The 7836-nt window shown below is 73.0% G+C and carries 6 protein-coding genes and 1 riboswitch; of the genes, 3 read left to right on the top strand and 3 right to left on the bottom strand.

The genetic code is table 11. The features are described 5' to 3' along the window. From MTQ10_RS24790 to MTQ10_RS24780, 3 genes are all read left to right on the top strand, one after another. A partial coding sequence (locus tag MTQ10_RS24790) for a PP2C family protein-serine/threonine phosphatase (protein WP_282612573.1) occupies positions 1-1116 on the top strand: 1116 nt, incomplete at its 5' end. Positions 1117-1356: 240 nt separating this feature from the next. Continuing rightward, positions 1357-1513, top strand: a riboswitch (cyclic di-AMP (ydaO/yuaA leader). 11 nt (positions 1514-1524) lie between these two features. Further along, complete coding sequence (locus MTQ10_RS24785; RefSeq protein ID WP_247472377.1) at positions 1525-2583, top strand: M23 family metallopeptidase; 1059 nt, start codon at positions 1525-1527, stop codon at positions 2581-2583. 281 nt (positions 2584-2864) lie between these two features. Beyond that, positions 2865-3809 carry an aldo/keto reductase gene (locus MTQ10_RS24780; RefSeq protein WP_247472376.1) on the top strand — a complete coding sequence of 315 codons (945 nt, stop codon included), beginning with the start codon at positions 2865-2867 and terminating at the stop codon, positions 3807-3809. Between the two features lie 95 nt (positions 3810-3904). Here the strand turns inward: MTQ10_RS24780 and MTQ10_RS24775 are convergent, their stop codons facing one another. The 3 genes from MTQ10_RS24775 to lhgO all read right to left on the bottom strand — a co-directional run bounded on the left by MTQ10_RS24775 (position 3905) and on the right by lhgO (position 7746). Further along, positions 3905-5350 carry a PrsW family intramembrane metalloprotease gene (locus MTQ10_RS24775; RefSeq protein ID WP_374117682.1) on the bottom strand — a complete coding sequence of 482 codons (1446 nt, stop codon included), beginning with the start codon at positions 5348-5350 and terminating at the stop codon, positions 3905-3907. A 96-nt stretch (positions 5351-5446) separates the two neighbouring features. Beyond that, on the bottom strand, positions 5447-6304 hold the full coding sequence (trmB, locus tag MTQ10_RS24770) for a tRNA (guanosine(46)-N7)-methyltransferase TrmB (RefSeq protein ID WP_247472375.1): 858 nt from the start codon (positions 6302-6304) through the stop codon (positions 5447-5449). A gap of 221 nt (positions 6305-6525) precedes the next feature. Beyond that, positions 6526-7746, bottom strand: a complete 1221-nt coding sequence (gene lhgO / locus MTQ10_RS24765; RefSeq protein WP_247472374.1) for an L-2-hydroxyglutarate oxidase — start codon at positions 7744-7746, stop codon at positions 6526-6528. Between the last annotated feature and the right edge of the window lie 90 nt (positions 7747-7836).

Raw genomic sequence — 7836 nt, 5'->3', positions numbered from 1 at the left:
GCCCCCGTCGCCCCCCGTCCGCGCTTCGGGCCCGAGCCCGAGGGTCGGCGCATCTCGTACGCCCGTGCCTTCGTCCGTCTGCTCCCCGGGATGCTGCTCGCCGTCGGCGCCGGCTACGACTACCTCACCCCCTCGGCGTTCACCGGCGCCCCCTTCTTCACCGCCGCGCCCCTGGTCGCCGCGCCGCTCTACTCCCGTCGGGGCACGATCCTCACCGGCCTCGCGGCCGTCGTGGTCCTCTTCGTCGTCCACGCGGTGCTCGGCGTCCTCGGCAGCGCTGACGGCATCACGGAGATGCTCACCGTGGTGACCGTGTCCGTGCTCGCCGTCCTCATCAACGCCCTCGTACGGCGCAGCAGCGAGCAGCTCGCCTCCGCCCGCCAGATCGCCGAGGCCGCACAGCGCGCCGTCCTGCCGGAGCCCGCCGAACGCATCGGCGGTTTCCAGATCGCGGCACGCTACGAGGCCGCGCAGGCGGGCGCGTCCATCGGCGGCGACCTGTACGCGGTGCAGGACAGCCCGCACGGCGTCCGGCTCGTCGTCGGCGATGTCCGCGGCAAGGGCATGGGCGCGGTCGCCGCCGTCGCGGTGGTGATCGGCGCCTTCCGGGAGGCCGCCGAGCAGGAGACCACGCTGGAGGCCGTGGCCCAGCGGCTGGAGCGGGCGCTGGCCCGCGAACGCACCCGGCGCGACGGCGTCGAGGTGTCCGAGGGCTTCACCACCGCTGTACTCGCCGAACTGCCGCACGGCGACGGCACCGTACGCGTCCTCAACCGCGGCCATCCGCCGCCCCTGCTGCTGTACGCCGACGGCACGGTACGGACCCTGCTGTCCGACCGGCCCGCGCTGCCGCTCGGCATGGCCGACCTCGGTTCCTGGCCCGACCATGCCGACGAGACGGGCTTTCCCGGCGGCGCCACCCTGCTGCTGTACACCGACGGCGTCACCGAGACCCGCGATCCGCAGGGCCGCTTCTTCGATCTGGAGGAGCGGCTGGAGGGCCGGGTCTTCCGCGATCCGGCCGCTCTGCTCACCGCCGTCTCCAAGGACGTACGCCGGCATTCGGGCGGGCACCTCACCGACGACATGGCTCTGCTCGCCGTACGACACCCCTGAACTCGCCCACACATCACTGTGCGTGCACAGGCGACCGCCCTGCGCATAACAACTGACGAACCGTCAGGTGGTGAGAGCAGCCTGAGGGCAGGTCAACTCGCCCGATTTACGGCGGTCGTGGCGTGTAAGTCCTGGCCGGAAATCTTAAAGATCAAGCCGAACGGCTTGGAATCCCGCCTCCGGGTCTATTAACGTTCGATAACGCAGCGCGGTCGTCCCAGCCGTCACAAGAGGCGGCTCCGTGCTCACGCGCCGAATCCCACAAGGAACCGGGGAACCATCGTTTCTGGGGTGAATCGCGCACAAGGTGCTGTTTCGCAACGGCGCCCTACGCGCGTAGGAGACCTTCCTGCTCCGAACCCGTCAGCTAACCCGGTAGGCGATACGGAAGGAAAGGAGTACGCCCGCGTGGCGTCCAACCGGCCTGCCCCCGCAGCCCCGTTCGTGCCGAGCCAGGAAAGCCCCGAGCCCTTCGCCTACGGCAGCATCCGCACCGACGAGGGCCCTTGGGAGGAATGGAACCCCACCGAGGAGTCCATCCGCCCCGTCCGCGGCCGGCACCGCGTCGCCAAGCAGCGCGGCGGACTCGCCCGCAGCTCCACCGTCCTCGGCGTCGGCGTCATCGCCGCCGTCGGAGCGGGCGGCATGGCCAGCGCGGCACCCGGCAAGGCGCCCGTCTCCATCTCCCTGCCCGACCTGCCCAACGTCGGCTCCCTGATCTCCGACGACGAGCCCGCCGAGCCCGAGGCCACCCCGCTCAGCGACATCGGCGGCAGCGCCCTCGCCGCCACCGCCGGCGAGGCGAGCGGCACCGCCACCGCTGCCACCGCCGCGGACGCCGGTGAGGCGCTGCGCACCCGGATCATGGCCCAGGCCGAGCAGCAGCAGGTCCAGGTCGACACCAAGGCGCAGGCCGCCACCGAGGCCGCCCTCGCCAAGGAGGCCCAGCAGGCCGCTGCCGCCGCCGAGAAGAAGGCCGCCGAGGAGGCCGCCGCCGCGAAGAAGGAGGCGGAGGAGGAGGCCGCGAAGAAGGCCGAGGAAGAGCGGCTCGCCGAACTGGCCCGCCAGTACTCGCTGCCGACCTCCTCCTACACCCTCACCTCCACCTTCGGGCAGGCCGGCTCCATGTGGTCCTCCGGCCACCACACCGGCCTCGACTTCGCCGCCCCCACCGGCACGCTCCTCAAGGCCGTCCACACCGGCACCATCACCGAGGCGGGCTGGGCCGGCTCCTACGGTTACCGCACCATCCTCACCCTCGACGACGGCACCGAGATCTGGTACTGCCACCAGTCGTCGATCAGCGTCAGCGTCGGCCAGAAGGTCAACACCGGCGACGTCATCGGCCGCGTGGGCGCCACCGGCAACGTCACCGGCCCGCATCTGCACCTCGAGGTCCACCCCGGCGGCGACGCCACCGGCATCGACCCCGCGGCCTGGCTGCGCAGCAAGGGCCTCAATCCCTGAGCCGGCAAGGGCCTCAACTCCTGGGCCGACGGGGCCTCAATCCCTGGGCCGGCAGGGTTTCAACCCCTGAGCCTGACCCTGACCCGCCAGGCACCCGCTCTCACCCGACCGCAGGGCGGGGCGGCTGCGCGCCACCACCGAGGACAGCACCGCGAACCCCGGCGGTCCTGACGACACCCCCCCGACGTCAGGACTGCCGGTTCCTTCGTGTTCGCGTGCCCACGATCAGTTCACCGGGGTACGCGGAATAGCCGCCCACCGCACGAGTGTTGACGCAGGCCATGACTTCTCTGCGCAAGCTCGGCTCCTCCGACCTGGAGGTCTTCCCGCTCGCCCTCGGCGGCAACGTCTTCGGCTGGACGGCCGACGAGGCGGCCTCCTTCGCCGTCCTCGACGCCTACACCGCCGCCGGCGGCAACTTCATCGACACCGCCGACTCCTACTCGGCCTGGGCCGACGGCAACAGCGGCGGCGAGTCCGAGACCATCATCGGCAAGTGGCTCAAGGCCCGCGGCAACCGCTCCGACGTCGTCATCGCGACCAAGATCAGCCAGCACCCCGACTACCAGGGCCTGACCGCCGCCAACATCAAGGCCGCCGCCGACGCCTCCCTGCGCAGGCTCGGCACCGACCACATCGACCTGTACTACACCCACTTCGACAAGCCCGAGGTGCCGGTCGAGGAGATCATCGGCGCGCTCGACGAACTGGTGAAGGCCGGCAAGGTCCGCCACATCGCCGCCTCCAACATCACCCCCGAACGCCTCCAGGCCTCCCTCGACTTCTCCGACCGCGAGGGCCTCGCCCGGTACGTCGCGATCCAGCCGCACTACAACCTCGTCTCCCGCGACACCTACGAGGGCGCCCTGCAGAACCTCGCCGACCGGGAGGGCCTGTCCGCCGTCCCCTACTACGCGCTCGCCGCCGGGTTCCTCACCGGCAAGTACCGCACCGGCACCACCGTCGACAGCCCGCGCGCCGCAGGCGCCGGCAAGCATCTCGGCACCGAGCGCGGGCGGAAGGTCCTCGCCGCCCTCGACGACATCGCCGGCGTCCACCGCGTGCCGGTCGCCACCGTCGCCCTCGCCTGGCTCGCCGCCCAGCCCACCGTCGCCGCGCCCATCGCCTCCGCCCGCACGGCCGAGCAGCTGCCGGCCCTGCTGGGGGTGGCGGACCTGACCCTCACGGACGCGGAGGTGGAACGGCTCACGGAGGCGTCGGCGTAACCGCCGTACACCGGGAGACGCCCGCGTCACCGCCGTACCGCCCAGGGAATCGTCGCCCTGCGTCCGATACAGCGCCCTGTGATCGATACGGCGCCCTATGTCCGGTACGGGTTGTACACCGGGTGGTACGGCATCCCCGGGCCCGGCCCCGGCCCCATCGGCGGCCGGCCCGGAGGTCCCGGCATCACCCCGGGCCCCGCGGGCGGCATCCCCGGCATCCCGCCGGGCCCCGCCATCGCACCCGGCCATGGCATCGGGCCGTACCCGTACGGCAGCGCCGGCCACACCGGTGCCGTGGCCCGGGCCGCGTACTCCAGCGCCGGGCGGGCCGCCTCGCGCCGCGCCCGCAGCTCGTACAGCAGCTCCCGCTCCCGTACGACGAAGTCGGCGCCCGCCCGCCCGCGCCGCCCCCGGTGCCTGAGGAACGCCAGGGACGTCGCGAACGCCTCGTACTGCGCCACGGTCCGCTCCGCCGGCCTGCCCAGATGGCGGCGCGCGTACTGGCGGGCCAGCCGACGGGCCCGCATCGAGCCCAGTGCGTGCGGCTCACCCGGTGCCAGCCAGCCCGCCACCACATACGCGGGCAGCTCCTCGCGGACCGTGCGCAGCTCACGCTGGCGCGTCCAGATCACCAGCCACGTCAGCAGCCCGAACGCGGGCACCATGATCGACCCGTACACGCCGAAGAAGCCGAGCGGGCCGAACGTCGCCGAGCCGTTCCACAGGGCGTGCATGCCCATCGCCAGCAGCAGCCCGGACAGCGGCAGCAGCACGCGCCGCGCCCGCTGGCGATCGCCGGACAGCGCGGCCAGGCCGAAACCGATCCCGGTCAGCACCGTGAACAAGGGGTGCGCGAACGGCGACATGACGATCCGCACGAAGAACGTCGCGGCGGTGACGGACGCGATACCGCTGTAGCCCGTGACCTGGTCGGTGCCGAACGCGTTGCCCAGGTAGAGGATGTTCTCGGTGAACGCGAAGCCGGTCGCGGTCACCCCGGCTATCACCACACCGTCGACGAGCCCGGTGAAGTCCCGTCTACGGAAGAGGAACACCAGCCAGACGGCCGCCGCCTTCGCGGACTCCTCCACGATCGGCGCGACGACCGTCGCCCCCAGAGTGTCCGCACCGGCCGGATCGGCGGTGGACGTCGCTATCCACCGCGTCGCGAAACTGTTCGCGACGATCGCTATCAGCGCCGCCGCACACGCCCCCCACGCGAACGCGAACACCAGATTCCGCCATGGTCCCGGCTCCACCCGGTCCAGCCAGCGGAACGCCGCGACGAGCAGCGGCACCGGCAGCACCGCGAGACCCAGCCCGACCAGGAACCCCTCCGTGCCGGTCTGCTTGCGCACCAGCGCCAGGATGACCAGCCCGGACAGCGCCAGCAGCGTGATCAGCGCGCCGTACCGCACCCATCTGCGCTGCCACCAGTGGGCGTGCCGCAACGCCCCGCCGGCAGGCCCGGCGCCCTCACCGGGATGCGGCGGGTACGGCGGATACGGCGGTGATGTCGGCTGCGGGAGATGGCTGGCCACGGCATCGACCCTAACGAGACGGGAACGCCGCCCGCGACGGCGTAGCGCGCCGCCGGGTCCGGGCGCCGGGCGTCGCAGCCCGTCGCGCGCGGGCGGTCAGGCGCTGGTGGACGAGGGTTCGTTGTGCTCTACGCGACGGAACAGCAGGTCGTTCACGACATGCCCCTTGTCCAGCCCCTGCCCCTCGAAACGGGTCAGCGGCCGGAACCCGGGACGCGGCGCGAAGCCCCCGTCGGGCTGGGTGTTCTCGAAATCCGGGTGTGCGGTGAGCACCTCTAGCATCTGCTCGGCGTACGGCTCCCAGTCGGTGGCGCAGTGCACCAGCGCGCCCGGCCGCAGCCGGGACGCGGCGAGCGTGAGGAACTCCGGCTGGATCAGCCGCCGCTTGTGGTGCCGCTTCTTCGGCCACGGGTCCGGGAAGAACACCCGCAGCCCGTCCAGGGAGTCCGGGGTGAGCATCTCGCGGAGCAGGATGATCGCGTCGCCGTTGCCGACCCGGATGTTCGTCATGCCGCCGCGGTCGGCGAGGTTCAGCAGATTGCCCTGGCCGGGGGTGTGCACATCCACGGCGAGGATGTTCGTGTCCGGGTCCGCCGCCGCCATCTGCGCGGTGGCCTCGCCCATGCCGAAGCCGATCTCCAGCACCACCGGGTTGTCGTTGCCGAACAGCTCCGGCAGTACCAGCGTGCGCCGCCCGTCGATGTCGAAGCCCCACTTCGGCCACAGCCGCTGAAGCGCGTCCGCCTGCCCGGCCGTCACCCGGCTGCGGCGCGGCTGGAAACTGCGGATGCGCCGCTCGAAGTGCGACCCGGCCGGATCGGCCTTCGGCCCGTCCGGGAAGCGCGGCTCCCCCTTGGCCCGGGTGTGCCGCACGGACACACCGGGGTGATGGGAGGACCACTCACCGCCGGTGGCGGGCTTGGGGGCATCGGGGGTGCTCAGGGAATCAGACACAGTGGGATCGATTTTACGGCGTACGTCCGCTGTGCGAACACGTCCGCCGGCGGGCGCCGCGACCTGCCGGGCGCCGGGAGGGACGGCTCCCGCCGTGCCTCGCCGCGTGCGGGCGGGGGCCGCTGTCCCGGCGTCCTGGCGCGTGCGGGCCGTGAGGCCCGCCCCCGCGCCCCACCGGTCACCGGCCGTCGCCCCGCCGCTCACGCCGCTCACGCCGCTGCTCATCCCGCCCCCAGCGCCGCGAGTGCTCTGCGCGCCACCTCGCGGCCGATCGGCAGGGACGCCGTCGCCGCCGGGGACGGGGCGTTCAGCACATGCACCGTACGAGGCCCCTCCTTGATCAGGAAGTCGTCGACCAGCGTCCCGTCCCTCAGCACCGCCTGCGCCCGCACTCCCGCCGGGGTCGGCACCAGGTCCGTCTCCCGCACCGCCGGCAGCAGCCGGCGCACCGCCTCGGTGAACGCCGCCTTGGACAGCGACCGGCGCAGCTCCCCGGCGCCGTACCGCCAGTGCCGGCGCGCGATGCGCCACGAACCCGGCCAGGTCAGCGTCGCCAGCGTCTCCCGAGGGCGTACGACCCCCCAGCCGTACCCCTCGCGGGCCAGCGCCGGCACCGCGTTCGGGCCGATGTGCACGCCGCCGTCGATGCCCCGCGTCAGATGCACCCCGAGGAACGGGAACGCCGGGTCCGGCACCGGATACACCAGTCCCCTCACCAGCTCGGGCCGGGCCAGCTCGTAGTACTCCCCGCGGAACGGCACGATCCGCACCTCGGGCTCGTCCCCGGCCAGCCTGGCGATCTCGTCGCAGTACAGCCCGGCGCAGTTCACCAGGACCCGCCCGCGCACGATGTCCCCGTCCGCCAGCAGCACGGCCACGCCCCGCTCCGGCCGCCGGTCGATCCGCACGACCCGCGCGCCGTAGCGGATGTCCGCGCCGGACGCCGCCGCGAGCTGCCGGGCCACGCCCGTGTAGTCGCACACGCCGGTCGTGCCGACGTGGATCGCGGCCAGGCCGCGCACCTCCGGCTCGTACTCGGCGATCTGCGCGGCGCCCAGCTCCCGCACCGGTATGCCGTTCTCCCGGCCGCGCTGCACCAGCGCGTGCAGGCGGGGCAGCTCGTCCCGCCCGGTGGCGACGATCAGCTTGCCGGTGACGGCGTGCGCGATGCCGTACTCCGCGCAGAACTTGACCATCTCCGCGGCGCCGCGCACCGCGTACCGCGCCTTCAGCGAGCCCGGGCGGTAGTAGATCCCGCTGTGGATGACGCCGCTGTTGCGGCCTGTCTGGTGCCGGGCCGGGCCCGGCTCCTTCTCCAGCACCAGCACGCGGGTGCCCGGCGCGGCGCGCGTGATCGCGTACGCGGTGGACAGCCCGACGATGCCACCGCCGACGACCAGCACGTCACTGTCGTACGCGCCCTGCTGCCGCACGTGCACCACCTCCCGCCTCGATAGTGCACTGCGCCACTGACATCGCCTTCAAACGCGGCGGGCGGGGCTCGGGGCGGCGGGACCGGAGCGGGCGCCGGG

Origin of the sequence: Streptomyces sp. XM83C (assembly GCF_023072675.1) — a bacterium.
Classification (GTDB): Bacteria; Actinomycetota; Actinomycetes; order Streptomycetales; family Streptomycetaceae; genus Streptomyces; species Streptomyces thermocoprophilus.
This window is presented reverse-complemented; position numbering and strand designations above follow the sequence as displayed.

Bases quoted from the DNA above. Each gene is read 5' to 3' on its own strand.
- MTQ10_RS24780 (WP_247472376.1), top strand. From the start codon at position 2,865: ATGACTTCTCTGCGCAAGCTCGGCTCCTCCGACCTGGAGGTCTTCCCG.